Here is a 25,931-nt window from a genome sequence, read left to right on the forward strand (position 1 = left end):
TGCAATATATTTTTTTGAATAAACATATCGATAATTAACGATATATCGATATGAAAACGAAATTATAAGGAGTGACATCATTTGTCTAATACTTTGAAGATTTATATCTTGGCAATCGTTAGTTTTTTAGTAGGAACTTCCGAATATATTATTTCGGGAATTTTAGATACGATTGCAGATTCACTTGAAATAACTTTGGCTGCAGCAGGTCAATTAATTACAATATTCTCACTTGTATATGCAATATTTACACCTATTCTTATGGGAATAACATCTAGTATTGACAGACGTAAATTAATGATTTTTTCATTAGGTTTGTTCGTAATAGGTAATATCTTGGCATTCATCCTACCAGGTTACGGATTATTTGTAGTAGCTCGAATAGTTATGGCACTCGGGGCAGGGATGGTTGTTGTTACAGCATTAACTATCGCTGCAAAGATAGCACCAGAAGGTAAACAAGGTAGCGCTATTGCTACAGTAGTTATGGGGTTTACGGCTTCATTAATCATAGGAGTACCTCTTGGAAGAATTATTTCTAGTTTATTAGGTTGGAAAGTTATTTTTGGTGGAATAGCACTGCTGGGAATTCTTGCAATGATAATAATTAGAGCATCTATTCCCCTTATTAAGGGTGATAAGCCTGTACGACTAGTTAAACAGTTGGCTCTTCTTAAGAAAAGAAGGGTTACAATTGGATTAGCAATTACTTTTTTCTGGCTTGGAGGGTATTCAATTGCTTACACTTACCTTTCACCTTACTTGTTAAATGTATCAGGAATAGAGGAAAAACTTTTAAGTGGTGTATTGCTAATCTTTGGTATAGCAAGTTTATTCGGTTCTAAATTTGGTGGATTTAGTACAGATCGTTGGGGAGTTCAAAAAACATTGTTAGGTGGAATGTCGTTACACGTCATTATGTTAATATTATTATCTCTTGTAACAAATTCTTATATTAGTGTTTTAATAATATTAGTACTATGGTCATTTGCTGCATGGTCATCGGGACCAACACAACAATATAACTTGGCTACAATCGAGCCAGAGTCATCAGGTATATTATTAGGCTTAAATCAGTCAGTAATGCAATTGGCAATGGCGGCTGGTGCAGGAATTGGAGGTATTTTTGTTGAGAAAGTATCACTTTCTTCAGTTACCTGGATAGGCGCATTAGGAGTTACAATAGCTATTGTAGTAACTTTGGCACTTTCCCGAGCACAGTTAAGCAAGATGCCAGAAGAGTAAAAAAAAATCATAACCCCTTAGTTATTAGGAAACCAGGTTTAAAATAATAAATTAGAATAAAAAATTATTTATGAACTGGAATAATGAAGAGTAATTGATAAGTAAAATGATATGCTTAATCCAAGGTAAAAATAAATTTCCTCTACAACTAATAAGGAAGTTTGCGAAATATGGATTATGGAAATGATCAAACTTTTTTATAAAAAATTTATAATTAGATAAAAAGAGTAACTCCATTTTGATCAATCTTTTTTCAAAATGGAGTTTTGGTATGTCCTGTTAAATAAGTATTGAAGGGTCTTTTTTAATTAATTTTTATTTTAAAGCTACATCTTTTAGAAATTTTGCATTAATAAATTTTTATCCTCTATATCTATGATATAAAATTCTAACTCTTATCTAAGATACTTATCCCGAAAGCTGATTACTTCCAAATAGCAGCTAGTCATAAGACTAAAAGCTTCCTACTATGCAGGAAGCTTTGACGAGAATTTACTCACACAATAAAATTTGGCGTTCAAATAGATGCTTTCTTGCAATACATCGATCCTTTATTACAAAACCTGCATCTACAATCATTTCATCAATCGTTTCAATCGTAACAAAAACAACTTTATTTGCAATACGACGGGCATGTTTAATAATATCAAATTGTTCCTCTGGTGAAATATGGGTCGCAAGATTATAAGGCAAATCAATAATAGCAACATCATAATGTTCTGTTACTTCTGAAATGGGTCCCTTAGTTACCATACCCACAAGGCCAAAATAGGCAATATTTTCTCTTGAGCCAACGCATACAAGAGGATTAATATCTCTGCCTACTATATCAATCCCCATTGAAAGAGCTTCAACTAATATTGTACCTATGCCACAGCAAGGATCTATTGCTTTTATATTTACTGGTTGTGGAATTGCAATATTCACAACTGCTCGAGCAACTCGTGTATTAAGTGCTGTTGAATAACTATTTGGTTTATGTATGTGCTTCCTCCAAATAGATTCACTTATCGTATATTTGCCAAAATACCAGCGTTCGTCAATCTGTATAAGACCAAACACTGCTTCTGGATTATTCAAGTCAGGCTCTCCATCGATGGATATTCCTATTTCACGCTCAATTGTTCGACGCTCTGGATGAGGTATTTTCTTTGTTTCTCCAAAATCTATGTTGTTCAAGCATACAACTTTATATGTTTCTACACTTATTTTCATTTCCTTAACCAAATTCTTAATGTCAACAATGCTGTCGCCTTCATATAACACTTCAATTTGTTCGCGAATAAAAGGACTGCGGCTTGGATCGATATCAATATTGCTAAATAAATAGTTCAATTGTGTATCGAAGCCAAAAAATGAACGCATCTCCATTCTGCATAATTCGTACTCATCTTTATGATGTACATATGTATAAATATAGTTGAATTTACTATTTCGTTGTTTACTCAATTAATTATCATCCTTTTAAGAAAAATAGACAGCCGATTTTACGACTGTCTTTATACTGAAATAATACTTGGAATTAAAACTTTGCAGTTCATTCATAACAATAAATTATACACTAAAAATAGAAAGGAATTCAAAACTGTTCTTTTCCTAATTTTATTGGAGCTCAATTTGCCCTGTTATATCCACCCTATTTAACGCCTGAGAAGCAAGTCGATCAGCTTCTGCATTTAATTTACGAGGGACAAGTTCGTATTCTGCTGTAATTCCTAAATCCTTTAGTTTGCCATCAATTCGATCTGCCCAATCTGCTAGATCACGCTCATATGCTGGCCACTCTCCATTCATTTGATTGATGACTACCTGGGAATCACCTATAAATTGTACAGTTTGATGGTGCACATTTAATAAATCAAGCTCTACAACGCCTAAATGCAATGCTGCATATTCAGCTTCATTATTTGATGTAAGCCCTGACGCTGGAGCATTTCTTCTCAATCGATATGACTTGCCATTCTGCTCATAATAAATAACAATGCCTAATCCTGAAGAACTTGTTTGAATATCGAAACCACCATCAAAATAAACACGGACATTATGCGGTTCAGTCTCAATTTCCTTAATATATTTTTTTAATTCTTTCATCATCCATGTACTATCATGCTCATCAATAAGTGTCATATTTTTTGCTCGTCCAGTTTTTTCAATATCTTCTGCTATTGTTAAAGCGTGGGCAGGAGATAATTCTTCAGAACGAAAGACTGTTTCTGCACCATTTTTTGTTTTATATGTCCATTCAATTGTAATTTTCATAAAAGGACCTCCTAGGTTTTGTACATCAAATGTCTAATTAGCCATAGTATAACCCTCTTATTCATTATTCGTATCAAACTTTTTCTTTGTTGTTTTACAGAAAAACTAATTTACTTATAGAAGTTTGTGTACCACTGTACTAATGAATAAACAGACAGAATAGGCAGCTGCTACTTACTTAAACAAATACAACTCGCCTCTCTCGTTAAACGCATTCTTATAGTCAAATGCATAAGGAGTAGGTCCATGCTGAAGATAATAGGTATATCTTTTGTAAGCCTCTTCCCATGATACTTCTTTTACCTCTTCAGTCCACCACACCACAAATGAAGGTTGTTTCTCATGATGTGATTCAATCCACTTATTCCTATCTCTTAATGCTCTCATATGCTGACCTGAGTATGTAAATCGATATAAGGATTCAAGACTTTTCCATACTGTTAGTGTAAGAATAGGCGCTCCTTCTCCTTTAATCAATTCCTCAGGGAATGCTATTCCATATGGTGAAAACTCCCTTACAAGATTTCCTGATAGATCAGCCTGTCGTATTACCTTATAGCCGACTTCGAAAAACTCACGAGAAGCTGGATGTTCGTCAGGATATTTCAACCTACCAATTGTATAGATCGCAACAAAAGCCATCTTTATCTCTCCATCTCTTGATTTACTTTTAACTACATATATTCAAGAAAGATTTAACCAATTACTATTAAACAAAATTGTTAACGTGATTACACTATTCCCTGCCAGTTTTTCGCTAATTTTATAAAGTTAAGGTTATATTAAAAAGTAATAGTTTGGCAAACTCAATAGGTGACAAATTACCCTCTTTAAGCTTTTTATCCCAACAGCCATTAGAAACATTAAAATGTAGCATTATTATATAAATATTAATATTTGCTCATACTTTTGATGAAACATTTTGAAAGTTTAAATCGTATATTTATCAATGTTGAATAAGTTAGGAGAATTTCAATTGGAATCAAAAGAACAATTAATGAATTATTTACAAGAGATTGAAAAGTGGGAAGAGGATCAAAAGGGTTTATTTTTCTGGGAAAAGCTTGGTCGCCTTCCTTTTAAATTACTTGATAAAATAACACCGAAATTTATTCAAGAAAAGCTTGGGATACTGGTTTCTGAATTGGGCAACTACATTCAAACTGGTGGAAAATATTTAATTAATAAAAAATCCATGATTAAGAAAATACAAGAAAGCACCTTATATCCAATTGAATCGATAGAAGATATCGGTAGTATGCCGCTAGAAAATATGATTTCCCTAGGTGAGAGATTGCAAAATGAGCGGATGAAATTAGCGACAGTACAAGGTGCTTCCACTGGGATTGGTGGTATATTTACTTTAGTTGTTGATATACCTGTTATTTTAGGAATCGCATTAAAAACATTGCAGGAAATTGCAATCATTCATGGATATGATCCAAATGAAAAGCAGGAACGTGTATTCATTGTAAAATGCCTGCAATTTGCTTCTGCTGATATCGTTGGGAAAGAAGCCATCTTAAAAGAACTTTCACAGATAAATGAGAAAAGAGATTCATCAGAAAGTATGATTAGTCAACTTAAAGGATGGCAAGAAGTATTTTTTACATACCGTGACCAATTCGGTTGGAAAAAGCTATTTCAAATGGTCCCAATTGCAGGAATGATATTTGGTGCATTTTCAAACAAAGCGATGATTGAAGACGTCTCCCAAGCGGGAATCATGTTATACCGTAAAAGACGCATTTATGAAAAGCTGCAAAGCCTAGAGGAACAAGAAAATAGCATTTTCGAATAAAGGGCTGACAGGTAAAAAGAGTAATTGAAGCTATTAACTCCAATTACTCTTGTTTACTTTAAATTATTTTTTATTCTGGAATATAAGGTAATTCTAAGTTCTTTGGTATATTAATGACATGTGTTTCTGTATAGGATTTTAACCCTTCTTCTCCATACTCACGACCTACACCCGATTGCTTGACTCCCCCAAATGGGAAACGAACATCTAAACCTTGTACTGCAGCTGTGTTTATCATCGTTGTACCAGCCTCTATACGGCGAGCTACTTTAATAGCATGCTCTTCTTCTCCCCATACTGAACTAGTTAGTCCATATATGCTTTCATTATGCAATTCAATCACTTGTTCTTCATCATCAAATGGAAGAATTGGTACAGTAGGGCCAAACTGTTCTTCAACTACAATTGGATCGTGATAATCTGCCCCTAAAACTAATGTTGGCTGAAGGAAATAGCCACTTTCCATAAGTTCTGGATTTAATACTTTTCCTAATTTGACAATTTCTGCGCCCTTACTTTTTGCATCGTCAATGAGGCTTTGTACATATTTTACTTGATTTTTGTTATTTACAGGACCTACTGTAACATCTGGATTAAAAGGATCTCCAACCCGAATCCATTTATTTGCAGCTTCAATATATTTTTCAACGAACGCATCATAAATGGAACGATGTACATATACACGTTTTGCTATCATACAAATTTGACCTGCTGTAAGGAAGTTCGAAATAACCATCCTGCGTAGAGCGCGTTCATCATTTACATCAAAATCTTCTAAAACGATGGCCGCGTCGTTTCCTCCTAATTCCAGCGTCATCTTTTTAATAGTATCCGATGCAGCTTTCATTATGCTTTTTGCAGTTTTTGTTCCACCTGTAAATGCAATTTTCGCCACTTTTTCATTTGAAGTAAGCTCCACTCCAACATCAGCTTCACCATGGACTAGGTTAAGTACTCCAGGTGGAAATTCATCAGCTATTATTTCCACAACACGGCTGACAGCTAAAGGTGCAAACGGACTTGGCTTTAAAACCATTGTATTTCCAGTTAAAAGTGCCGGAGCTATCTTTATTGTTGATAAAGAAATGGGATAGTTCCAAGGAGTAATCGCAGAAACAACTCCTATTGGATCAAAAGTTATGATTGTTCTGCCATTTTCATGTGTTTTTTCCTGAGGTGTTATAACGTTTTTTACATGGTCACAAGCAAATTCCATCCACATAAGTGATATTGCAATCTCACCTTGAGAATCATATAAAGCTTTGCCATGTTCTCTTGACAGTAATTCGGCAATTTCGGGTGTAGCATCTTTAATTTTCTGAATTGCTCTCTTCATTCTTGCGATTCGATCATCAACGTCACTCCATGCCCAATCTTTAAATGCATTGTAAGCAGAATCAATAGCACGAATTGCTTCTTCCTTTGTATTAATTGGAGCATAACCTACTATTTCATCTGGATGAGTGGGATTTTCACGAGGCAGCTTTTTTTCAGTCTCCACTTTTTCGCCATTTATAATAGCAAATACCGTAATTGGTTCATTTGTCATAGCAAACCCTCCATAACCTATTTTAATTATCAATCAATTTCTAGTATGGTTTTGGGTTTCTAGAATATACTATTTTTCTTTGTGTCATTTAAAAGCGATACACAGCTCTATAAAATGCTATTCTATTTAGGATTTTTACTACTTGAATAGAATAAGCTCATTACTTCCTGTTTTTATAATCTGCTAAAAGAAATCTTTTATCACCAACTTCAACTAATTCTATATTCTCTTTTTCAACATAAAATGGATTAATTAAATTTAAAGGGAGATGAATGGATGTTCGCTGTACATTTTTATGAAAAAAATAACCTACTATTAAGTCAACTCTTAAATCAAGTACCTTCTATTAATTCTGAAATTAAAATTAAAGGTCGTAAGGGGAAAATTGTCAGCATAACTGAAATTGATGAAAATAAATTTCATATTCAAGTAGAGTTAGAAGCAGTAAAAAAACAAACTACTCTAAGTTCTATTGATAAAAAGAAAAAAAGATAATTTGTTGATTCGATACAATTATTTCTCAATAAAAATTTCAAAAAAAGTCCTATTAAAACATACATCCACGTCGAAAAGGGTCCGTTCCAAAATAACAATTTGGACGAACCCTTTTTTGTTGTTATTATGTTGTATTTTTACTTTTTACTATTATACGTTTCCAATTTTGAAAGGATGTACTTACTAATATTTTCATCTCTTTTTTTAGTTCTTTTCCTATTACTAGTCGTATATCATTAAGCATTTCCTCACCATTTTCAAATATATCGATTATGACCGCTTCTAATAGGGCTACTATCCAGACAAATAGTAAAATAACAGTTATTATCACATCAATCGAATATTCTAATTGATTTTGTTGTGAAAATATCATCTTCACTAAAAAGAAAATTACACTAAATCCTAAGGTAATTGATGGATTATAAAGTATAAAGCTATATGATATTTTTTTTCCTAAATAATATAAAAAACAAGCTATTATTCCCATTAACACAATACATAAAATTAAACTGAATGGAAAATTCATAAAAAAACCTCTCAAAAATTAATTTCCTTAATTTTATATTCCCCTAAATATTTGGAAATTATTCCATAAAAGAACTATATTCTTTTTGAACTCAATGTATCACTAAAATAAGTATAAAGTTTTGTTTCCATCATAAAATATTAATTGTATAAGGTGGCAAAAATCGTCGTTTTTTTGCTTTAAATGATAAAAGGTGGTGTACTTAAGCAAATTCACAGCAACATAACTTTTTAAAACTTATTACTTTACTAGGAGTGAATAAAGATGAAACTACAAATCAATTTATTAGCTTATACCATTGCAGCTTTCCTAATTTTTGCAGTAATAAATAGCTTTTCTTTTACAACCTATGCTAATGAAGACCATCATAAGTTTAAAGATGAATATGAAAAGCTAGACATAAAAACGAAACAACAGGTCGATGATATTCTAAGCTCACTAAAAGAAGATTTAACTGCTCTAGGTGTTGAAGTACCTAAACATAAAGGAAAACATAATGGTTTTGAAAATTTAGATGATAAAACGAAAGAGAAAGCTGAAAATATTATTAAAGAATTAAAAGATGGAAAATTAACAAAAGAAGAAGCAAATAAAAAATTAAAGGAACTTGGGGTAACACTTCCTGAAAAACATGGAAAATGCAGCGTTTTTGAAAATTTAGATAGCAAAACTAAAGAAAAAGCCAAAAAGATCTTCAAACAAATGAAAGATGGGTCAATATCAAAAGAAGAGGGAAAGAAGCAATTAGCTAAACTAGGTATAGAAATTCCAAAACATCCTATGCATGAAAGTTATGATAAGTTAGATGACGAAGCAAAAGCAAAAGTAAAATCCCGTATTGAAGAAGCTAAATCTGAATTTGAAAAAATCGGAGTTACCTTCCCTAAAAAATACGAGTATTTTTTAAATTAATAAGGTATCCGTCTTAAGAAATTCTCTTGGGACGGACATTTTTGTTAACTGAAAAATAAAATGTCCCAAAGGTCTACATAAGTAAACTTTTGGGACTAATTTTTTAATTATTTCTTCTTATCATCATTATCATATAATTCAGTGGCACGTTCTTTTTGCACTTCTGAAAACTCTTCTTCTTCACCAAATTCAGTTTGATAATTTGTGTTAGTAAATGCATTGCTAAATTGATTGTTTGCAATTTCTACATCGTCTTCCTCAAATGCCTTAAACAATAAAGGTATACATAATAGACCACTTAGACCAACAAGGCTATATACAGTTCTCGATAATATTGAATCCTGCCCACCAAATAACGCAGCAACTAAGTCAAACTGGAATAATCCAATAAGTCCCCAATTAATTGCACCAATTATTGCTAGGACCAAAGCAATTCGATAAACAATTCCCATATTAGAACCTCCTGAAATCTTCAAAATTTTTACTCAATAGCATATTGTGTTCTCTTATTATTCTCAATTAATATTTCTTTTATACTGCAAATTTAATCAAATAAACGCAGCCTGTATTAAGCTGCGTTTTCATTTGTTTTTATTCAGTTTAATTCGATTCTATAGACATCTCGATCATTTAATTTTTGAATTGGACGATTATTTTGTAAGAAGATGGAGCTAAATTGATTAATTTGTTCATTTGACATTTCAATTGGTTGTTCTAGAATAAACCAATTAACTCCTTCAGTACAAGGAGGAGTTGTTAATGAACCAACATATTGGAAGACACTTTTTTCCTCAGGTAAAAGCTGTTGTAAATTAATTGGATTTTGAAGGATTTTAGCAGCTTCATTCCCATCTGCCGGCATTTCTTCCCACATTTCAGCTAAAAGTTTATTCTCTTCCCCACTTTTAATAAACAATCCAATTACCGCCAAATCACCATTTTCTGATTCATGGAAAAGGTGTGCCTCCATATCAAAATATTGACCATTTAACTGGTGCTCACTTGGAGAATGGAAGTGAATTGCAGTTAAATCATATTTTTCATCCTCAATCAATAGTGAATTATCCACTGAAGTAGAATTAGCTTGAATTGTATGACCGTTATTTTCAATAGAAAAAATAGCTTCCTCGTAATTTAAATGAATTTCTTCATTCAATTTTTGTTTTGCTGTTTTAGCAACTTCAATATTAATTGGTGACTGCAACTCTCCTCTTCCACAAGCCTCATATGATGAATCTACATTGACCCATTCAGCAGGGCCGTTTGCACCCTCATAGGACCAATATACATCAGTAGCTGTTAATTGTTCTTCATTTTCAAAGGATGTTTGTACTGGCTTGTTGATTGAATAATAGCCTACAATCGTAAAAACAATTATAATTGCTAAAAAAGCATAAACGTAGTTTTTTCTCATGATCCTTCTCCTTTTAATGCTCTTTTCTAACAAATTAGCCAATAAACACTTAGTTCTATTCAATAAATCATAATTAAATTTTAAAAATTGGGCTGTCCAGAACGTATATTATCTGAACAGCCCTCTTATTTCGCAATAAATATATGAATGTATAGTAGCCCACGATCATCATTCTTTTGAAGCAGTGTACGTTCCATATATTTTACGGAAAATCCTTGTACACAAATTTATTTCAAATAAAATAATCCACCATTAATAATTTCAACTTTTATTCTAGGATTAAATCGCTCTTCTAGTGCTTTTTTTTCGATTTCATAGCTTTCTGGTCTCGTTTCTTCCCCTTCATAAAAATAATCTAATACCTCTTGTTCTCTTATCCAACGTTTTTTGGCATCTTCAGCCCACGTATGGTCATCTTGTTGTATAATTTTTTGGATCATTAAATCTAGTCGTTCAAGTGCACGACTTGGCTTTATAATATATTGTAAACAAAATGCATCTTCCGGCATTTTTGGATCTAAATTCAACTCACAAATTGATTCATGGAAATTATCCTCAATCGCTCCATTGATTAAATTAATCCCTAGTGAATAAAGCCTTTCCTTCGTTTGATCACAATAATAAGAAACCTTGTAATTTACACAGAAATATGGTGTTAATGTAGTAAACTTCCCACTTGAGGAGTCTTCTTTTTCATACATTTGTACAAATGAGCCAAGTTCCTTTGTCGCTTTAAATATTTGATTTAAACGAGCTGAGCCAAAATGAATTACTTCTCCAAATAATTGTTTTTCAACTTTCGTTCGATCTGTAATCAAAGTAAGCCTTGCTGGATTAGGTTCACTATTTGTACTTTCGATATATTTCCAGTAAAAAGGTCTATTCATTATTTTTTTATCTATATCAATTGTTAGCTGAACTGTTAAATAATGTTCTTCATCTAATAAAATGTCACAATTGGTTTCTTTAAAAAAAGTGTATAAATAGTCATGAACTTGTGCTGCAAACATTTAATGCAATTCTCCTTTCGTTCATAACAAATTCTCCCTAGTTACGAATCGTGCTATGATTTTCTGTCTAGCTTCACACGTTTGCCGCTCGCGTCGCTTCGTTCCCTCGGTCGCAAACGGAAAAAATGTTTTCGATTCGGGAACTCCAGCGCTTTTCGTGGCAGAGCGTACGTCTACGCTTTTCTTGTTAATATGTCGTCTAGATCTCCTACGACTTTTTCGAAGACATCAATTTTTTCACCTAATAGGCTGAGAATTTTTTGTTCTATCGTATCCTCAATTGCTAAATTATAAATGTGGACATCTGACTCTTGTCCTAGGCGGTGTACACGCCCAATACGCTGTTCCAGCTTCATCGGATTCCATGGCAAATCATAATTAATTACATGGTGGCAAAATTGAAGGTTAATCCCTTCCCCACCTGATTCAGTAGCAATTAATACTTGATCACGTTCTCTGAACAATTGTTTAACCCAATCACGTTTACTTTTACTAAATTTACCGTTAAATAAAACACTCGTAATCCCTTTTGTATATAAATACCATTGTAAATAAACTTGTGTTGCACGGTATTCTGTAAAAATAATTACTTTATCATTTGCTCTATTTATAATTTCATATGTTTTTTCAGCTTTTGCATTGATTTCTAGCTTCATTAATTTTTCAATAATTTTTTCAATGTAGTCTGACTCTTCCTTAGTTATACATTTTTGAAGCATTTTATTAAGTGTTAAGAAAGTTGCTTCCTTACTACTACACATTTCCTTTAATAAAGTAACCATTGTAAAAGAACTAGAAAATACGGATGATATCGATTTTAATTCATAGAGCATATCATACACTTCTCGTTCTTCCTGAGTAAACTGAATTGGGATTGTCTCCACTTGGCGATTTGTCCATTCAATTCCAGTATCTTGTCTTCGATTTCTAACCATAACTTGATTTACAAGTTCTTTTAAATATTTTTCATCTTCGCTGTTTTTAGTAGTAGAGAATGATGATTGAAATGTTTCATAATTTCCTAAATGTCCTGGTTTAAGCAATGATACTAGATAAAATATTTCAAATACATCGTTTTGAATTGGCGTGGCTGTTAATAGTAAACAAAACTTCTTCTTTAAACTTTGTACAAACTCATAGATTTGTGTTTTATGATTTTTTAATTTATGTGCCTCGTCAATAATAATCATGTCGTAATCTTGCTCGTAGATTTTTTCCCTATGTGGACTTTTTTTGGCTGTATCCATGCTCATTACAACGACATCATATTGTTCTATAGGAGTATTTTTTCTATATGAAATTGCGGGAATAAAAAAACGTACATTTAATTCAGTTACCCACTGATTTTGCAAGGATGCAGGGACAAGAATAAGTGCTTTTTTCACTAACCCCCGTATCATGTATTCTTTCATAATTAACCCAGCTTCAATTGTTTTACCAAGTCCAACCTCATCAGCTAGTATCGCCTTGCCGTTCATTTTTTCGATAACAGTTTGAGCAGCTTCTACTTGGTGAGGAAGTAATTGCAAATTAGTTAAAAATTTAGGAGCTTGAAGTCCTGAAAATTCAGGAATTAAATTCATTTTTTCAATATCATAACTCATTTTGTAAAGTGTCCAGCTATCCCACGGACCATCATTGTCAAATCGTTCAATAAAATTTTCTCTCCAATTAGACGACCTTTCAATTATCATGACGTCACCTCACTTTTGGTACCTATTATTTTGTCCAAAAATGATAAACATATGAATAATAAATCAATTCAAACTTGTATTGCGAAAAAAAACAATTAAAACTAGGACATATTTTAAATATGTATTATTACTTATGTATAAATCCTCAGTCCGCAATCAAAAAACATCTAAATTAATAACGCAAAATAAAAAATGGCAGCAAATTTCTTTGACTGCCTTCTCCTTCCTATTTTTGAGCTTCGGCTACTTTTTTCACTCTTTCAACAAATTGAATCACTACTTTATCAGATGCAAGCATTACAATAGGTTTTAAAAACCATTTTAATGGCAGATTGGTTGTCATATATTTAAAAAGTGTTGTATTGCCATTAATTTTTCTTAGCTCGTATTGGGAAGTTATTTCAAACATTTTAGCAAGATTAAATTCTATTTTTAACTTTTTAAAATTAGGCTCATTCTCATATTGTAATGTTTTTACTTCATATTCTTGTAACTGTTTACCTTCGCGATATTTTTGCAGATAAACACTGCCAATCTTATCTTTTGTTAGCTTAATTGGTTCATGGGCTACAACCTGAGGCATAATTTTTTGCATATCCTCTAGATTGCCATCAAAATACTTCCATACTTGTTCAATTGGCGCTGATATTACAATTTCTTTTGTCCAGGACTTCATTCGAATACCTCCGAAGCATATACCCTAATTGTAACCATTAATCTGTAAAGTAACCTAATAAACTTTTCCCATAAAAAATAAGAAAACCACTAAAAAATCCTTTTAATAAAAAGACTACCTAGCAGCATAGACATCTCAACTTATAATTAATTAAAAATTATATTTATATTATATACAATCCCTTAATTTTCAAATTTTCAAACTACTTAACAGTTATTTACTCGACTTGTTCATTTCTATCAATCTAAAAAACTCGTCAATTTTCGAGGTTTTGTCGATGCCTCTTTGCCAATTAATGGAATATCATGATAAGGATATTTTAATTATTAAAACAAGTCTTGAATATTCCATTCGTCTTACCTTTTACGATGAATATTGGCTTCGGCTGAACAAATTTTTTTCATTTTACAACAAGAAATAATTTTGGTCATAAAATTCCTTATATTTGTGACAATTTTGTGAATTTATACTTTTTAACCACAAACCGACATTTTTTTTATATTTTCTAGTATACAATAGCTAAAGCCACTACAAATTTTAGTAGGAAATTTACTATAATACAAAATTATGGGGGATTAACTGATGAAAAGTAAATTTTATAAACAAATATTAAAACTATTAATTGAAATGAAAAGAAAAGATATGTATAAAAAGGCACATAATTTAGGTTTTACACATCCTGAAACTGTAACTTGTAGTCAAGAACTAGATGCATTATTAAATATTTATTCTCATCAAGCAGCATAAAGAGGAGGAATTTATATTCATACTTTACATATCGCTTATGACGATGACCCCAGTTAGGCAAGAGTAAAATCTGCTTAACTTTTTTTTTGAAATGAAATTATTTGTTAAATACAACAACGATGAATGAATTTCAAATACTTCTAAATTGCTCGCACTATTGATATACCCTAAGGAATCTAAATTAAACATAAAAATTTAAATTTTTTAATTTTATTTGAATGAAACGAAAGAAATGTCCTAAAAGTTCTAGACATAAAACTTTTAAGTATTTCTTAATGTTTCTATTATAAATAAACAAGTTTTTGTAGTACTATGTAATTCCTTTTAAAATGCTATTTATATTTTCTTACAATATCAAGCCACTTTTCTTTTGCTACTTTTTGATCAAAAGTACTAATTACTCGATAGTTCTCATCATCTAAAATTCGGTAATGCTTTGTTAAAGTATGCTGCTGAAGTTTAAAACCTCGGTGTTTTTTTACACTTTTCCACCAAATAACACCGCCCATAGTCTTATTCATTGGTTTTATATCGACATCATAAATACTTAGTTCAATCATTTCCATTGGATCTGCACCCATTTGTTTATGTAATGTGGGACTATCACGAAATAACGCACAGATAGCTATTGCCGTAGTCCAATTGGAAAGTGTTTTGCCTTTTTCAATATGTACTAGCATTTTTTTCGTTATTCCTAAAATTTCTGCCATTTTTTCTTGTGTATATTGATTTTCAGTTCGAATCTCTTTTAAATTTTCTGAAGTAATCTGTATAATCAAATCTTTATCCATTGCTGAAAACACCTCACCACACATATTATACAGTAATTTCCATATCCGAATATAATTTTTAAATAATTAGACGTATTTTTCTTTAAAAAGTTACGAAGTGCCGTTTTTAAGGATTGTAAGAAAGCACCTGAAGTTCATACTTGATATTACCTCAATTTTAAGTTTTTTATACATAAAAATCGTTGAGCTAATATGATAATTGCATTTTTATACCTTTACTTTATAGAAACAATAAAACAATTACACTTAAAAACTATCTTTTCTTAATTCAACGTCAAAATCTATTGCCTCCCACAAATACGACTAATGTATTCAGTAATATTACACTTCTGTATTTTAAATTAAAATAAAAATATGCTTTGAAACTATTAATTAAATAAGTTCGTATAATAATAGAAAAGGAAAATGAGGGAGGATTTTAATGAAATCTATAACAAAAAAGCGCACAAAGGCATTTATCATTGACCAAGTAATTTCAACAGTAGTGGCTTCTGGGATTGAATATGTATTACGTAAAAAGATAAAAAATGAAGCTTTTCATACATTAGTAACTCCTACCGTTGTCATGTGGGGACTCGAATACGCCCAGCTGCGCAAAAATGGACAAACAGTTGGCTATAAAGCTTTAGGACTGGCACTAGAAAATGAGGATGGTACACCTTTATCTTCATGCCAAATTGCAAAACGTATGCTCTATCGTGATTTTATTAGTACTTTTGATTATATTAAAAATCGTGAATCCTTTGAGATAAATGAAGGAACAATACTACCTCATGATCGTGTTGCTCGTACTATAGTAAAGGAAGTGTAAAGTAGAATGCACTTCCCTAAAGTTATTAGAGAGGCTCTATTTTATCATTGAGGATTGGTTTACCGAAACAGTAATAAACCCTTTTTGGGACAAGCTACACATCAAATATAGGGACTTATTCAGAAATTCATTTTCTGAATAAGTCCCTATCATTTTTTGTCTCAATGCTTATTTATAGGATTATCTATCTCTCTGCCTGAATAGTTTTTTGCTGCTTCTACAAAGATAAATTCTTGTTCTGGATAGCGATAAGCAGTAAGTTTACCACCAAAGACAACCCCTTGGTCAATATTAATTGTATTATTTACAATTAACGGCTCTGGCTTTGGGTCATGCCCCCAAATAATAAGTAAGTCTCCTTTATGTTCTTTAAACCAGTCTTTTCTAATAGGTTTCCCTGTTTCATCCATACCCGAGACATCGCCATAACGGCAAAAATTCTTTATCTGCGAGTTTTCTTTCCCTATATATTCATCTTTAATGCCTGCATGCGTGCAAACAACCTTGTCTTTATTATTTTGTGTAAAAATATAATGAGAAGGTGATTCCATCAATAATGTTTTGAATTTTTTTTTAAAGTTTCCGTTTTTTGCTTTCCATACTTTTTTTCATATTCCATAAATTCAATTTCGACATTTTCGTCCCCATGTCGAAGTTGTACTTTTCTACCATCAAGCCAGCGCGCAATTTTCCATCCATGGTTACTATCAATCATATAAGCAAGTCCAGCTTTTACATGTTCTAAAAAAAACATCATGCATTTAATCGATTCAGGTCCCCTGCTCATCACATCTCCTAATGAAACAATTTTTCTACCATTCGGATGTGTGTACAATCCATTATCATTTTTTTGATAACCAAGTTTTGATAGAAGTTCAAGAAACTCATCGTAGCAAGCATGAATATCTCCAATAAAATCAAGCCCATTTCCTACATCGATTCTCAAAAAATCGTCTCCCTTTTTGCTTATGGTTTCAAAATATTTCTTCGATTCTGTGTCATTTAATTTAGAAGAGGTACTCGATATAATTTATCGTCATTTTGCTGCGGCTCTCCTCGTCCGTCAGTATTATTACTAATAAAATAAAGGAAATTATCCTCAATAAATACATCTCGAATTCTACCAAGCCCTGTTATAATTTCACGCTGTTCACCTGTTTCTAAATTAAATTCCAGCACAGCATTTCCTCTTAGTGCAGCTACATATAATTTGCCATTATAATAGTCCATTCCTGATGGAGCCCATGTTTCATTCTGTCCGGAAGTAAACAATGGTGTAACCATACCATTTTGTTTTTCTAATCCTTCAATAATTGGCCAACCAAAATTTTGACCTGGTTCGATCTTGTTTATTTCGTCATTTGCATTATTTCCGTGCTCACTTGCATACATTCCTCCATCTTCTGCCCAACTAATACCTTGTGGGTTACGATGACCATAACTATATACATACGAATTTGGAAAAGGATTATCGTTTGGTATTGTTCCATCGAGATTTAATCTTAATATTTTTCCACCTAAGGAGGATCTGTCTTGTGCAATGGATGATTGTAATGCATCGCCTGTTGTCGCAAAAAGTTTTCCATCTGGCCCTATTTCAAGCCTTCCACCATGGTGATAACGGCCACTTGGAATTTTATCTAAAAGCAAACGGTCTTCCTTCCATCTATTATTATCTAACCGTAAAGTAACGATGCGATTAAATTGTCCTGAACTATCAACATACGTATAGTAAGCAATTGCCTCATTCGATTCAGAAAAATTAGGTGTTAGAACAAAACCTAATAAACCTGCTTCAGCAGCTGTTGCAAGCTCCTCTTTAAGGTCAACTTGCTGACGAACCGCCTCACCGTTTTCAATCTTTACAATCGTTCCTGGTCTTTCTGAAAGATAAAAAGTTTGTTCATGTTTATTAATTGACCAAGGAATATTAAATTCCTCTCCCATGACTTCAAGACCTTCAATCGGTTTACTCACACTAATCATAGTATTATTTTTAGAAACGACTTGGGATTCTTCTTGTTTTAAAATAGAACAGCCCGTCAAAAAAATTGTAATCGACATAAATAAAACAAAATGTTTCAACCTGTATCATACCCCTTTTTTATAGTTACATGAGCAGTATTCACAATTATAAAGGATTCCATAATAAGTAAAATTTCTAAAATAAAATAGGAGCTGTTCAGAAATAATTTTCTGAACAAGCTCCTTTTCTAATGGACATTCTTTACAGAATTTTTCACTTCTATTGATTTGCTTTCCCGAACGTTTTTTATAAAGAAAGATAAAACGAAGGCTATAATAGCAATAACTAATCCAAATGTAATCGAATGTTGAACCCCTTCAACCATGCCATTTACTGCATTTCCACTTGAATCAGACGAGCTGATTGACATAATTGTTACTGCAATTGCTGTACCTATTGCTCCCGTTACTTGCATCAATGTATTCATTATTGCAGTGCCATCTGCATAGAGATTGCGTGGTAATTCATTTAAACCATTCGTTTGAGCAGGCATCATGACAAGCGAAATTCCTACAAACAAAATGATATGTAATGCGATAATTAAATAGGAAGAAGTATTAGCATCTATTCCACGTAAAACAAAAAGGGAACTAATTACTAAAATCAACCCCCCTGGCACCATCTGTTTTGGTCCAAATTTATCAAATAGATTACCAGCAACAACTGACATGATGGCATTAATTATGCCGCCTGGCAACAATATAAGTCCAGCAAAAACCGGTGCCAACAATAATACCTTTTGCAAATAGATTGGCAGGATAACCATTGTGGATAATATTGTCATCATGCCTACTAATACGATAATTAATCCAAGTATATACATTGGATATTTAAATACACGTAAATTTAGCATTGGCTGATCTAATTTTAATTGGCGAATGACAAAAATAATAAGCGCTAAAGCACCTACAATAATTGAAATTAATACTTCTGTAGTAGCAAATGTTCCAAGTTCACCAGAAATACTAAAGCCATAAACAACGCCGCCAAAACCAATTGATGAAAAAATAAATGAGACAATATCAAATTTCACTTTTTTTACTTCATTTACATTTTGAATGAATTTTAAACCTACAAACAATGAAATGAAGAAAAATGGTAGTGCAACCCAAAATATCCAATGCCATGATAGCCGGTCTAGTATGACACCTGCAATTGTTGGCCCAACTGCTGGTGCAAATACGATAACAAGTCCGATTTTTCCCATAGCAGCCCCACGCTTATGAATTGGATAGATTAATAACATGACATTCATCATAAGCGGAATAATAATTGCAGCTCCGATAGCCTGCACAACTCTGCCGATAAAAAGAATACTAAAAATCGGTGCAATTCCGGAAATGATTGTTCCAGCTATAGAAAATACTAATGACGCTGTAAACAATTGACGCGTTGTAAAACGTTGCATTAAAAATGCAGACACTGGCACTAGAATTCCAAGTGTTAATAAGTACCCTGTTGTAAGCCATTGAATAGTGGACGTTTCTTTTCCAAAATCAACTCCCAATTGAACAAAAGCCATATTTAAAGCCGTTTCGTTAAATAAACCGATAAACGCTGCGATAATAAACGCAGCAATAATCTTATTTCGTTGTTTATATAATTGTTCCATTATACTCCCTTTCTTTCCAAAAAAAGTCTCGTTATACAACTTACCAGAAATAAATGATTTTGAATAGTCTATCAACATTAATTTTTTATTAAGATTATAATATATTTATCAAAAGTAAAAAGAAGCCCAAAAAAGAGACTGTCCCAGATGTTATATATACAAACTTCTGGGACAGTCTTCTTTTTATGAAAATACTTTAAATTACCTTTTGTACCTGTCGCTTCGCTTTCGGCGCAAAAGGGGCTGGGACATAAGTGGATTTTTTGTAAGAATTCGCTTTTATCCTTAATAAGAATCTGATAATTTTCAACTTAGCAAAAAAACGTCATTTTTCTCATCAAGAAAAATGGCGTCTTTTAGTTTTGTCCCATCCTCTTTGGATTAGCAGAATTGTGTTTATCTTACTAAATAATCAACTGATTTCCCCTCTAATACTTGAACAATGTTTTTTGCCGTTTTCGTTCGCAGTTCAACAATTGCCTCTTCCGAATAGAAAGCACTATGAGGCGTAATATAAACGTTAGGAAATTTGATTAATTCACTTGAGGAAGGGAGCGGTTCGATTTCAGTTACATCCAGAGCAGCTCCAGCAAATTTCCCGCTTTTAAGACCTTCAATTAAAGCAGATTCTTGTATGATTGGTCCACGAGCGGTATTAATAATTAATACACCATCCTTCATATTAGCAATACTTTCTTTATTAATTAGATGGTACGTACTATCATTTAATGGAACATGAATCGATAAAATGTCTGAGACTTGAATAATCTCTTCTAATTCAAGTTTTTTTACATGATATTTCGCCATCTCCTCTTTGCTAACAAATGGATCGTATCCTACTAATTCAAAGCCAAATGTACTAACTTTCTCAATAACTCTGCGCGGAATTTTACCAAAACCTAATACACCAAAAATTTTATTGCTAAAGCGATAAATAGGTGCTGCAATATTAAAGTCCCAATTCCCACTTTTCACAGCTTCATTTAGCTGCACAATTTTGCGTGACCATGCCAACATAAGCGCCACTGTATGATTTGACACCTCTTCAATGCCATAATCAGGAACATTTGCAACGATAATTCCCTTTTCATGGGCTGTTGGAAGATGAATAGTATCAACGCCTACACCATATCTTGAAATAACTTTACAATTTTCTAGACTCGAAAGAACCTCAGCATTAATAGGTGCATATTGATTTATTATTCCATCTGCATCTCTGCAAACTTCAATAACCTCTGCCGATGTTTTGCATTGTGCCTTCACAAATTCAATTTCTAATGGTGAATTAGAAAAAACTTCTTCTTCAATAAGCAGGTCATGATATTCATAGTCAGTAATTACAACTTTAAATGCCATAACTTAGACTCCCTTTGTTAATCTCAGTTTTTGCAATTCCTAACCCCTCTGCGCCTAGTTCAGACATTACTGCATCAGGACAATATCGTTTAATAATATTCATACCAATTGCAGCTCGGCGTACTCGTTCACGAACTAATGTTAAATTCATCGCTTCCCACTGTTGTCCAGAAGGATAAACATCCGGATGATTTCGAAGACCAAATTTTATATAAACAGGGGCTAATACTCGTATTAATTCCGGAATTTCATAGTATCTGAGGAATCCACCAAAGTTATCAGGAACCTCTACGTAAATATCAATTGGTATATCAACCACTTGTCGTATGGCCGCTAATTTATGCAAAGTCAAGGATGATGGAACATTATACGTATCTGCCCCGATGTCTTCCATTAGTTTTACTGAAACCGGATTACATGCACCCATTTGAACTGAAACCTTTACCACGAAATCTTTAGGTAGTAAACCTTCCTCTTTCATCTTTTTGGACATTAGAAGCAGTCCCTCATCAGCAATTAATGCACCCCGCAACCCTAAATCTGCACCACGTTTTAAATCCTCCATGGCATATACTAACTGGTTTGCACCTTCATGTCGTAAAGCCTGGGATTTTCCTGCATCTGTTAGTGGCCCAGCGCTAATATCCCATGTTCCTCTTGGTCCAACAAATAAACTAAGCTCCATCCCTCTTTCAGCTGTTAGTCTACACATTTCAATTATTTCATCATCTGTCTGCAGCATAATGCCACTGCCTTGTGAAACTCGATGTATTGTTAAGTTGTACTCATCAATCGCCTTTAATGTTTCTTTTAAAGCCAGTGGACCTTCGACACTCGGCAATTCAATACGATATTGTGCACCATCCGGAAATCTTTTTTTTGAAGAAGGCAAATCAGTAAAATCTGTATATGGATAACCTAATTTTTCTAATAGTTTTTGAGATTCATTCATTCATTAAACACCCCTTGTTCAATAATTGAATCTATAATTTTTCCTACTTTTTTCCGCGTTTCCTTTTCATATATGCTAAATGGTTTGCGTACACCAGTTGATTGCTCATTAAACCATCGATAATATACCCCTTCTTTAAAGGTAGAAAATAATGATGTATTAATATCGTAAATTTCCATTAACGATGATAGTTGACGATGCAGCTTTTGAACTGTATTAAAATCACTTGTTTGTAAAGCTTTTAATAAATTTACAGATACTTCAGGTAAAAAATTAGCAGTACCGTTTATACTTCCAGCAGCACCAATCATATAACCATTAACAAGATGCTCGTCAAATGCTGTAAAAACAGCAAAGCCTGAATACCTTTCTTGAATTACATTTACCACTTTACGAATTCGACCAAAATCAGCAACAGTCTCTTTAATACCTCGAATATTCCTATGACTTTCAACTAATGCTGTAATAACTTCTAATGGAATCTCCTGTTTTGTTAATTGTGGAATATTATATAAATAAGTATCAATTGATACAGCATTTGCGATTTCACTAAAATACTCAATCATCTGCTCATTTGATAGTTTCCAATAATAAGGATTGACTGCCATTATTCCTTGTGCACCAATACTTTCAGCGTATTTCGCTAAATCAATCGATTCCTTTTAATACAGTGTTTCCCACACCAACCAAAACTGGTATTCTATTATTAATATGAGGGATTAAATTACCTAAATATTGTTTTTTTTCAGATAAAGTAAGAGATGAAAATTCTGACGAGCTTCCTAATAAAAGAACACCGTCAACACCTGAATCAATTAAGTAATCCATATGTTTTTTATTTAGATCAAAATCTATTTCTCCTTGTTGATCAAAAAAGATAACAACAGGTGGGATAATACCTTTGAACATTTTCGCATCTCCTCGTTACTCTGCTTTTACAAATACCGTTTTAATTGACGTATAAAATTCCTTGGCAGCCTCCCCTTGTTCACGCGTTCCACTGCTTGAAGATTTCATCCCTCCAAATGGCGCCTGCAGCTCAACTCCAGCACTCTCAGCATTAACTCGAACTAAACCAGCCTCAATTTCATCCATAAAAGTTAATGCAGAACCTATATTCGTTGTAAATAATGAGGCACTTAGTCCGTATCTTGTATCATTTGCAACTTCTACTGCTTCGTCAGTTGAATCAACTTTGATTAACGCAATCACTGGTCCAAAAATTTCTTCTTGTGCTATTCTCATGTTTGAAGTTACATTTTCAAAAATAGTTGGCTCTACATAGAAACCACTTGAAGATGTTTCAACTGGTTTACCACCGAAAATAACATTTGCACCTTCATCTTTACCAATTTGAATGTATTCAAGAACTGTATTATATTGACTTTCGCTTGCACAAGGCCCCATCCAAGTATCACTTAATAATCCATCGCCGATTGTAATTTTGCTTGTCTCCTCAAGCAAGGCGGATTTAAATTGTTCGTAAATACCTGATTGAACGATTACTCGGCTCGATGCAGTACATTTTTGACCCGTTGATTTGAAAGCACCGCTTAATACTGCACTAACTGCACTATTTAGATTTGCATCATCTAATACAATTACAGGGTTTTTACCGCCCATTTCTAATTGATACTTCACGCCATTTGCAGATGCAGCTTTTGCTACTAAAGCTCCTGTATTTTCTGAACCTGTAAATGTAATACCATGAATATTTTTACTATTGATAAGTGCATCTCCAACCTTTGATCCACTGCCAGTAATAAAATTCAGGACACCTGGTGGCAGCCCAGCCTCATCAAAGCATTTCACAATTTTAGCAGCAGTAACTGCTGCCTCTGAAGCAGGCTTAAAGACCACTGTATTTCCATAGACTAGAGCAGGTGCAATTTTCCATATAGGAATAGCAACTGGAAAATTCCATGGTGTAATAATGCCTACTACCCCTAATGGAACTCGTTTTGTAAACATCAACGCATCTTTGTCAGAAGAAGGAATCACATCTCCTTCCTTACGTGTACCTTCGGAAGCATAGTATTTTAAAATTGAAATGCCTCTTTGAGTTTCACCAATTGCTTCAGGAAGAGTTTTTCCCATTTCTTTTGTTAAGTTTTGTGCAACATCTTCTAAATTTTTCTCAAGTATTTCTGCAACCTTATACAAAATTTGTCCCCGATTATATTGTCCTAATTGACGCCAACTTTTTTTAGCATCATTTGCTGCTTGGATTGCATCATTAACATCTTCTATTGTAGAAGATTGCACTGACCCAATAACCTCACGATTTGCAGGGTTAATGCTATCAATTAATTGTCCGCTTCCACTTTCTCGCCACTCACCGTTAATATAATTTAAGAATAAATCTGCCATTCTATTTTCCTCCTAGTGGTTTTGATTAACTTTATTTTTCAAAGTACCAATCTGAGCACTTGAAATATAGATTTCATCTCCAACTTGGAGCGTAAAATTATTTGGTGGTACAATACATGTTCCTGTCATTAAAATTGTACCTGGAACAATATCATTCTCTTTTACTAGATAGTGGACTAATTCATCAAGTTTTCTTTTAAGTTGATTCACAGAAGCCTTTCCAGAAAATAGCTCTATATTATTCCGATAAATTTTACAATTTAATTCAATTGAATATGGATCATCAATTGCTTCAGGCATTAATATGGCTGGACCAATGGCACAGGACTTTTTCCACACTTTTGCTTGCGGCAAATAAAGTGGATTTTCTCCTTCGATGTCACGGCAACTCATATCATTACCCAATGTATACCCAATAATTTCTTCACCTTCTCCAATAATTAGTGCTAGCTCTGGTTCAGGAATTTGCCAATTTGAATCTTTTCTAATGTAAACTTCTTCATCTGGACCTACAGTACGCCGTTTAGTAGATTTTAAAAATATCTCTGGCCTTACCGCATCATAAACTTTGTCATAAAATGTTTCACTATCAAGTCTTCCTTCTGTCGCTTCATAGTTTCGTGCATCTTTACTTTGTAAGTAGGTTACTCCCGACGCCCACACTTCTTCAGCTTCTATTGGTACTACTAATTGGAGTGAATCAATATCAACATTTGTATGTCGTGTTAGATTATTTTTCTGTATAAAAGTTTCAGCAGAGTATTGATTTGTTTTTAAACTATTAAAGAAAGTAATATAATCAATATTGCCAATCTCAACAAATTCATTATTAGTAGTTATCAACGCAGATTTAATAAACTCCCCTTGTTTGAACCGAATAAATTTCATCTGAATTCGTTCCCTTTCAAACTTTTATTTTTTTTGGTAACCTAAATCATGTGATAATTCTTCGACACATTTTTTTAAACAATCATAATTTAACTTTTCAACTTCACTATTATAGAAAGATTTTGGTGTTGAAATACTGACAGCTGCTATCACTTCACCTGAATAATCATAGACAGGCATTGCAATACAAATAATGCCAGGTTCGTTTTCTTCGTAATCTATTGCATAGCCATTTTTTTTAACAGCTTTAATTTCTTCTAGAAATTTTTCATGTGACACGAGTGTATTTTCAGTTCTTTTCTCAAATACATAGCCGTCTATAACTGAATTTAATTGAGCTTCATTAAGAAAAGCAGCCAATACTTTTCCAACACCACTTGAATGCAAGGGCACTCGTTTGCCCACTCTTGAATAAATGACCAGTGATGAAGTCCCAGTAATTTTATCAATATAAATTGCTTCTTTTCCTAAGAGCGTTACTAAGTGAACCGTTTGATTTGTTTCCTTATTTAATTTTTCTAAATGAGGTCTTGCAACATTTCGAATATCCATTTGGCTAACGATTAAATAGCCTCGTTCATAAAGCTTCCAGCCAAGTGAGTATTCATTTGTTTCATTATTTTGAGAAATATATCCATACTCTTTTAGCGTGTTTAATAATGAATGTACTGTGCTTTTATTTAAGTTTAACTTCAGACTTATTTCTTTAATTGATAATTCACGGTTTGTTTCATCAAAAAGTTCAAATATTGCTAGAGCTCTTGATACTGACTGAATAATCGGCATATATTACAACT

General features: G+C 32.9%; 28 protein-coding genes. 6 read left to right on the plus strand and 22 right to left on the minus strand.

The genetic code is table 11. From position 1 onward, the window contains the following. Positions 1-81 precede the first annotated feature (81 nt). Positions 82-1,245: an MFS transporter gene (locus MKY04_RS11205; protein ID WP_126292571.1), complete on the plus strand. Its 1,164-nt coding sequence runs from the start codon at positions 82-84 to the stop codon at positions 1,243-1,245. 492 nt (positions 1,246-1,737) lie between these two features. Here the strand turns inward: MKY04_RS11205 and MKY04_RS11210 are convergent, their stop codons facing one another. The 3 genes from MKY04_RS11210 to MKY04_RS11220 all read right to left on the minus strand — a co-directional run bounded on the left by MKY04_RS11210 (position 1,738) and on the right by MKY04_RS11220 (position 4,146). Continuing rightward, complete coding sequence (locus tag MKY04_RS11210) at positions 1,738-2,694, minus strand: TRM11 family SAM-dependent methyltransferase (RefSeq protein ID WP_246020125.1); 957 nt, start codon at positions 2,692-2,694, stop codon at positions 1,738-1,740. Positions 2,695-2,847: 153 nt separating this feature from the next. After that, a complete protein-coding gene (locus MKY04_RS11215; RefSeq protein ID WP_126292572.1) occupies positions 2,848-3,504 on the minus strand; it encodes a reverse transcriptase-like protein in 657 nt (218 codons plus the stop codon). Positions 3,505-3,678: 174 nt separating this feature from the next. Further along, the gene (locus tag MKY04_RS11220) at positions 3,679-4,146 is read right to left on the minus strand and encodes a DUF3291 domain-containing protein (RefSeq protein WP_126292573.1); all 468 of its coding nucleotides are present in this window, start codon (positions 4,144-4,146) and stop codon (positions 3,679-3,681) included. Positions 4,147-4,480: 334 nt separating this feature from the next. Between MKY04_RS11220 and MKY04_RS11225 the strand changes: the two genes are divergently transcribed. Further along, positions 4,481-5,305, plus strand: coding sequence for an EcsC family protein (locus tag MKY04_RS11225; RefSeq protein ID WP_126292574.1), 825 nt, complete (start codon positions 4,481-4,483; stop codon positions 5,303-5,305). Between the two features lie 70 nt (positions 5,306-5,375). On the opposite strand, the gene MKY04_RS11230 is transcribed toward MKY04_RS11225, so the two are convergent. After that, positions 5,376-6,854, minus strand: coding sequence for an aldehyde dehydrogenase family protein (locus MKY04_RS11230; protein ID WP_126292575.1), 1,479 nt, complete (start codon positions 6,852-6,854; stop codon positions 5,376-5,378). 276 nt (positions 6,855-7,130) lie between these two features. Between MKY04_RS11230 and MKY04_RS11235 the strand changes: the two genes are divergently transcribed. Then, positions 7,131-7,349 carry a hypothetical protein gene (locus MKY04_RS11235; RefSeq protein ID WP_126292576.1) on the plus strand — a complete coding sequence of 73 codons (219 nt, stop codon included), beginning with the start codon at positions 7,131-7,133 and terminating at the stop codon, positions 7,347-7,349. Between the two features lie 124 nt (positions 7,350-7,473). Here the strand turns inward: MKY04_RS11235 and MKY04_RS11240 are convergent, their stop codons facing one another. Next, positions 7,474-7,875 carry a hypothetical protein gene (locus MKY04_RS11240; protein WP_126292577.1) on the minus strand — a complete coding sequence of 134 codons (402 nt, stop codon included), beginning with the start codon at positions 7,873-7,875 and terminating at the stop codon, positions 7,474-7,476. A 264-nt stretch (positions 7,876-8,139) separates the two neighbouring features. On the opposite strand from MKY04_RS11240, the gene MKY04_RS11245 reads away from it, so the two are divergent. Continuing rightward, on the plus strand, positions 8,140-8,787 hold the full coding sequence (locus MKY04_RS11245) for a hypothetical protein (RefSeq protein WP_346234396.1): 648 nt from the start codon (positions 8,140-8,142) through the stop codon (positions 8,785-8,787). A 107-nt stretch (positions 8,788-8,894) separates the two neighbouring features. Here MKY04_RS11245 and MKY04_RS11250 read toward each other — a convergent pair whose 3' ends face one another. From MKY04_RS11250 to MKY04_RS11270, 5 genes are all read right to left on the minus strand, one after another. Continuing rightward, positions 8,895-9,239: a DUF378 domain-containing protein gene (locus tag MKY04_RS11250; RefSeq protein ID WP_346234397.1), complete on the minus strand. Its 345-nt coding sequence runs from the start codon at positions 9,237-9,239 to the stop codon at positions 8,895-8,897. A 143-nt stretch (positions 9,240-9,382) separates the two neighbouring features. Next, positions 9,383-10,201 carry a carbonic anhydrase family protein gene (locus MKY04_RS11255; protein WP_346234398.1) on the minus strand — a complete coding sequence of 273 codons (819 nt, stop codon included), beginning with the start codon at positions 10,199-10,201 and terminating at the stop codon, positions 9,383-9,385. A 227-nt stretch (positions 10,202-10,428) separates the two neighbouring features. Then, a complete protein-coding gene (locus MKY04_RS11260; RefSeq protein ID WP_346234399.1) occupies positions 10,429-11,211 on the minus strand; it encodes a YqhG family protein in 783 nt (260 codons plus the stop codon). Between the two features lie 173 nt (positions 11,212-11,384). After that, positions 11,385-12,905: a DEAD/DEAH box helicase gene (locus MKY04_RS11265; protein WP_346234400.1), complete on the minus strand. Its 1,521-nt coding sequence runs from the start codon at positions 12,903-12,905 to the stop codon at positions 11,385-11,387. Between the two features lie 226 nt (positions 12,906-13,131). Next, complete coding sequence (locus tag MKY04_RS11270; RefSeq protein ID WP_126292583.1) at positions 13,132-13,581, minus strand: SRPBCC family protein; 450 nt, start codon at positions 13,579-13,581, stop codon at positions 13,132-13,134. A gap of 582 nt (positions 13,582-14,163) precedes the next feature. Between MKY04_RS11270 and MKY04_RS11275 the strand changes: the two genes are divergently transcribed. After that, positions 14,164-14,328: an aspartyl-phosphate phosphatase Spo0E family protein gene (locus MKY04_RS11275; protein ID WP_126292584.1), complete on the plus strand. Its 165-nt coding sequence runs from the start codon at positions 14,164-14,166 to the stop codon at positions 14,326-14,328. A 332-nt stretch (positions 14,329-14,660) separates the two neighbouring features. Here MKY04_RS11275 and MKY04_RS11280 read toward each other — a convergent pair whose 3' ends face one another. Continuing rightward, positions 14,661-15,119, minus strand: a complete 459-nt coding sequence (locus MKY04_RS11280) for a helix-turn-helix transcriptional regulator (protein WP_126292585.1) — start codon at positions 15,117-15,119, stop codon at positions 14,661-14,663. Positions 15,120-15,540: 421 nt separating this feature from the next. On the opposite strand from MKY04_RS11280, the gene MKY04_RS11285 reads away from it, so the two are divergent. Next, a complete protein-coding gene (locus tag MKY04_RS11285; protein ID WP_126292586.1) occupies positions 15,541-15,930 on the plus strand; it encodes an RDD family protein in 390 nt (129 codons plus the stop codon). A gap of 161 nt (positions 15,931-16,091) precedes the next feature. On the opposite strand, the gene MKY04_RS11290 is transcribed toward MKY04_RS11285, so the two are convergent. From MKY04_RS11290 to MKY04_RS11340, 11 genes are all read right to left on the minus strand, one after another. Further along, the gene (locus MKY04_RS11290) at positions 16,092-16,481 is read right to left on the minus strand and encodes a hypothetical protein (protein WP_346234401.1); all 390 of its coding nucleotides are present in this window, start codon (positions 16,479-16,481) and stop codon (positions 16,092-16,094) included. Continuing rightward, positions 16,481-16,876, minus strand: coding sequence for a metallophosphoesterase (locus tag MKY04_RS11295; protein WP_346234402.1), 396 nt, complete (start codon positions 16,874-16,876; stop codon positions 16,481-16,483). The genes MKY04_RS11290 and MKY04_RS11295 overlap by 1 nt, the downstream gene beginning before the upstream one ends. Before the next feature lie 56 nt (positions 16,877-16,932). After that, entirely contained in the window at positions 16,933-18,015 is a 1,083-nt protein-coding gene (locus MKY04_RS11300; RefSeq protein ID WP_346234403.1) for a sorbosone dehydrogenase family protein, read from the minus strand. 128 nt (positions 18,016-18,143) lie between these two features. Beyond that, positions 18,144-19,568 (minus strand): DHA2 family efflux MFS transporter permease subunit, encoded by a 1,425-nt coding sequence (locus tag MKY04_RS11305; protein ID WP_346234404.1) that lies wholly within the window; start codon positions 19,566-19,568, stop codon positions 18,144-18,146. Positions 19,569-19,964: 396 nt separating this feature from the next. Next, positions 19,965-20,924 (minus strand): C-terminal binding protein, encoded by a 960-nt coding sequence (locus MKY04_RS11310; protein ID WP_346234405.1) that lies wholly within the window; start codon positions 20,922-20,924, stop codon positions 19,965-19,967. Continuing rightward, complete coding sequence (locus MKY04_RS11315) at positions 20,914-21,876, minus strand: U32 family peptidase (protein WP_126292591.1); 963 nt, start codon at positions 21,874-21,876, stop codon at positions 20,914-20,916. The genes MKY04_RS11310 and MKY04_RS11315 overlap by 11 nt, the downstream gene beginning before the upstream one ends. Then, on the minus strand, positions 21,873-22,484 hold the full coding sequence (locus tag MKY04_RS11320) for a dihydrodipicolinate synthase family protein (RefSeq protein WP_346234406.1): 612 nt from the start codon (positions 22,482-22,484) through the stop codon (positions 21,873-21,875). The genes MKY04_RS11315 and MKY04_RS11320 overlap by 4 nt, the downstream gene beginning before the upstream one ends. 40 nt (positions 22,485-22,524) lie before the next feature. Next, on the minus strand, positions 22,525-22,785 hold the full coding sequence (locus MKY04_RS11325) for a dihydrodipicolinate synthase family protein (protein WP_346234407.1): 261 nt from the start codon (positions 22,783-22,785) through the stop codon (positions 22,525-22,527). Positions 22,786-22,800: 15 nt separating this feature from the next. Next, on the minus strand, positions 22,801-24,246 hold the full coding sequence (gene gucD / locus MKY04_RS11330) for an alpha-ketoglutaric semialdehyde dehydrogenase GucD (protein WP_126292594.1): 1,446 nt from the start codon (positions 24,244-24,246) through the stop codon (positions 22,801-22,803). 12 nt (positions 24,247-24,258) lie between these two features. Next, entirely contained in the window at positions 24,259-25,134 is an 876-nt protein-coding gene (locus MKY04_RS11335) for a fumarylacetoacetate hydrolase family protein (RefSeq protein WP_126292595.1), read from the minus strand. 24 nt (positions 25,135-25,158) lie between these two features. Further along, complete coding sequence (locus MKY04_RS11340) at positions 25,159-25,920, minus strand: IclR family transcriptional regulator (RefSeq protein WP_126292596.1); 762 nt, start codon at positions 25,918-25,920, stop codon at positions 25,159-25,161. Positions 25,921-25,931 lie beyond the last annotated feature (11 nt).

This window comes from Lysinibacillus telephonicus, assembly GCF_039654155.1.
Lineage (GTDB): Bacteria > Bacillota > Bacilli > Bacillales_A > Planococcaceae > Ureibacillus > Ureibacillus telephonicus.

Excerpts from the sequence above, each read along its gene's own strand:
- MKY04_RS11250 (WP_346234397.1), bottom strand. The coding sequence starts at position 9,239 with ATGGGAATTGTTTATCGAATTGCTTTGGTCCTAGCAATAATTGGTGCA.
- MKY04_RS11220 (WP_126292573.1), bottom strand. The coding sequence starts at position 4,146 with ATGGCTTTTGTTGCGATCTATACAATTGGTAGGTTGAAATATCCTGAC.
- MKY04_RS11255 (WP_346234398.1), bottom strand. The coding sequence starts at position 10,201 with ATGAGAAAAAACTACGTTTATGCTTTTTTAGCAATTATAATTGTTTTT.
- MKY04_RS11285 (WP_126292586.1), top strand. The coding sequence starts at position 15,541 with ATGAAATCTATAACAAAAAAGCGCACAAAGGCATTTATCATTGACCAA.
- MKY04_RS11305 (WP_346234404.1), bottom strand. The coding sequence starts at position 19,568 with ATGGAACAATTATATAAACAACGAAATAAGATTATTGCTGCGTTTATT.
- MKY04_RS11275 (WP_126292584.1), top strand. The coding sequence starts at position 14,164 with ATGAAAAGTAAATTTTATAAACAAATATTAAAACTATTAATTGAAATG.
- gucD (WP_126292594.1), bottom strand. The coding sequence starts at position 24,246 with ATGGCAGATTTATTCTTAAATTATATTAACGGTGAGTGGCGAGAAAGT.
- MKY04_RS11290 (WP_346234401.1), bottom strand. The coding sequence starts at position 16,481 with ATGGAATCACCTTCTCATTATATTTTTACACAAAATAATAAAGACAAG.
- MKY04_RS11320 (WP_346234406.1), bottom strand. The coding sequence starts at position 22,484 with ATGGCAGTCAATCCTTATTATTGGAAACTATCAAATGAGCAGATGATT.
- MKY04_RS11215 (WP_126292572.1), bottom strand. The coding sequence starts at position 3,504 with ATGAAAATTACAATTGAATGGACATATAAAACAAAAAATGGTGCAGAA.
- MKY04_RS11280 (WP_126292585.1), bottom strand. The coding sequence starts at position 15,119 with ATGGATAAAGATTTGATTATACAGATTACTTCAGAAAATTTAAAAGAG.
- MKY04_RS11270 (WP_126292583.1), bottom strand. The coding sequence starts at position 13,581 with ATGAAGTCCTGGACAAAAGAAATTGTAATATCAGCGCCAATTGAACAA.
- MKY04_RS11265 (WP_346234400.1), bottom strand. The coding sequence starts at position 12,905 with ATGATAATTGAAAGGTCGTCTAATTGGAGAGAAAATTTTATTGAACGA.
- MKY04_RS11245 (WP_346234396.1), top strand. The coding sequence starts at position 8,140 with ATGAAACTACAAATCAATTTATTAGCTTATACCATTGCAGCTTTCCTA.
- MKY04_RS11230 (WP_126292575.1), bottom strand. The coding sequence starts at position 6,854 with ATGACAAATGAACCAATTACGGTATTTGCTATTATAAATGGCGAAAAA.
- MKY04_RS11260 (WP_346234399.1), bottom strand. The coding sequence starts at position 11,211 with ATGTTTGCAGCACAAGTTCATGACTATTTATACACTTTTTTTAAAGAA.
- MKY04_RS11340 (WP_126292596.1), bottom strand. The coding sequence starts at position 25,920 with ATGCCGATTATTCAGTCAGTATCAAGAGCTCTAGCAATATTTGAACTT.
- MKY04_RS11315 (WP_126292591.1), bottom strand. The coding sequence starts at position 21,876 with ATGAATGAATCTCAAAAACTATTAGAAAAATTAGGTTATCCATATACA.
- MKY04_RS11335 (WP_126292595.1), bottom strand. The coding sequence starts at position 25,134 with ATGAAATTTATTCGGTTCAAACAAGGGGAGTTTATTAAATCTGCGTTG.
- MKY04_RS11310 (WP_346234405.1), bottom strand. The coding sequence starts at position 20,924 with ATGGCATTTAAAGTTGTAATTACTGACTATGAATATCATGACCTGCTT.
- MKY04_RS11325 (WP_346234407.1), bottom strand. The coding sequence starts at position 22,785 with ATGTTCAAAGGTATTATCCCACCTGTTGTTATCTTTTTTGATCAACAA.
- MKY04_RS11240 (WP_126292577.1), bottom strand. The coding sequence starts at position 7,875 with ATGAATTTTCCATTCAGTTTAATTTTATGTATTGTGTTAATGGGAATA.
- MKY04_RS11235 (WP_126292576.1), top strand. The coding sequence starts at position 7,131 with ATGTTCGCTGTACATTTTTATGAAAAAAATAACCTACTATTAAGTCAA.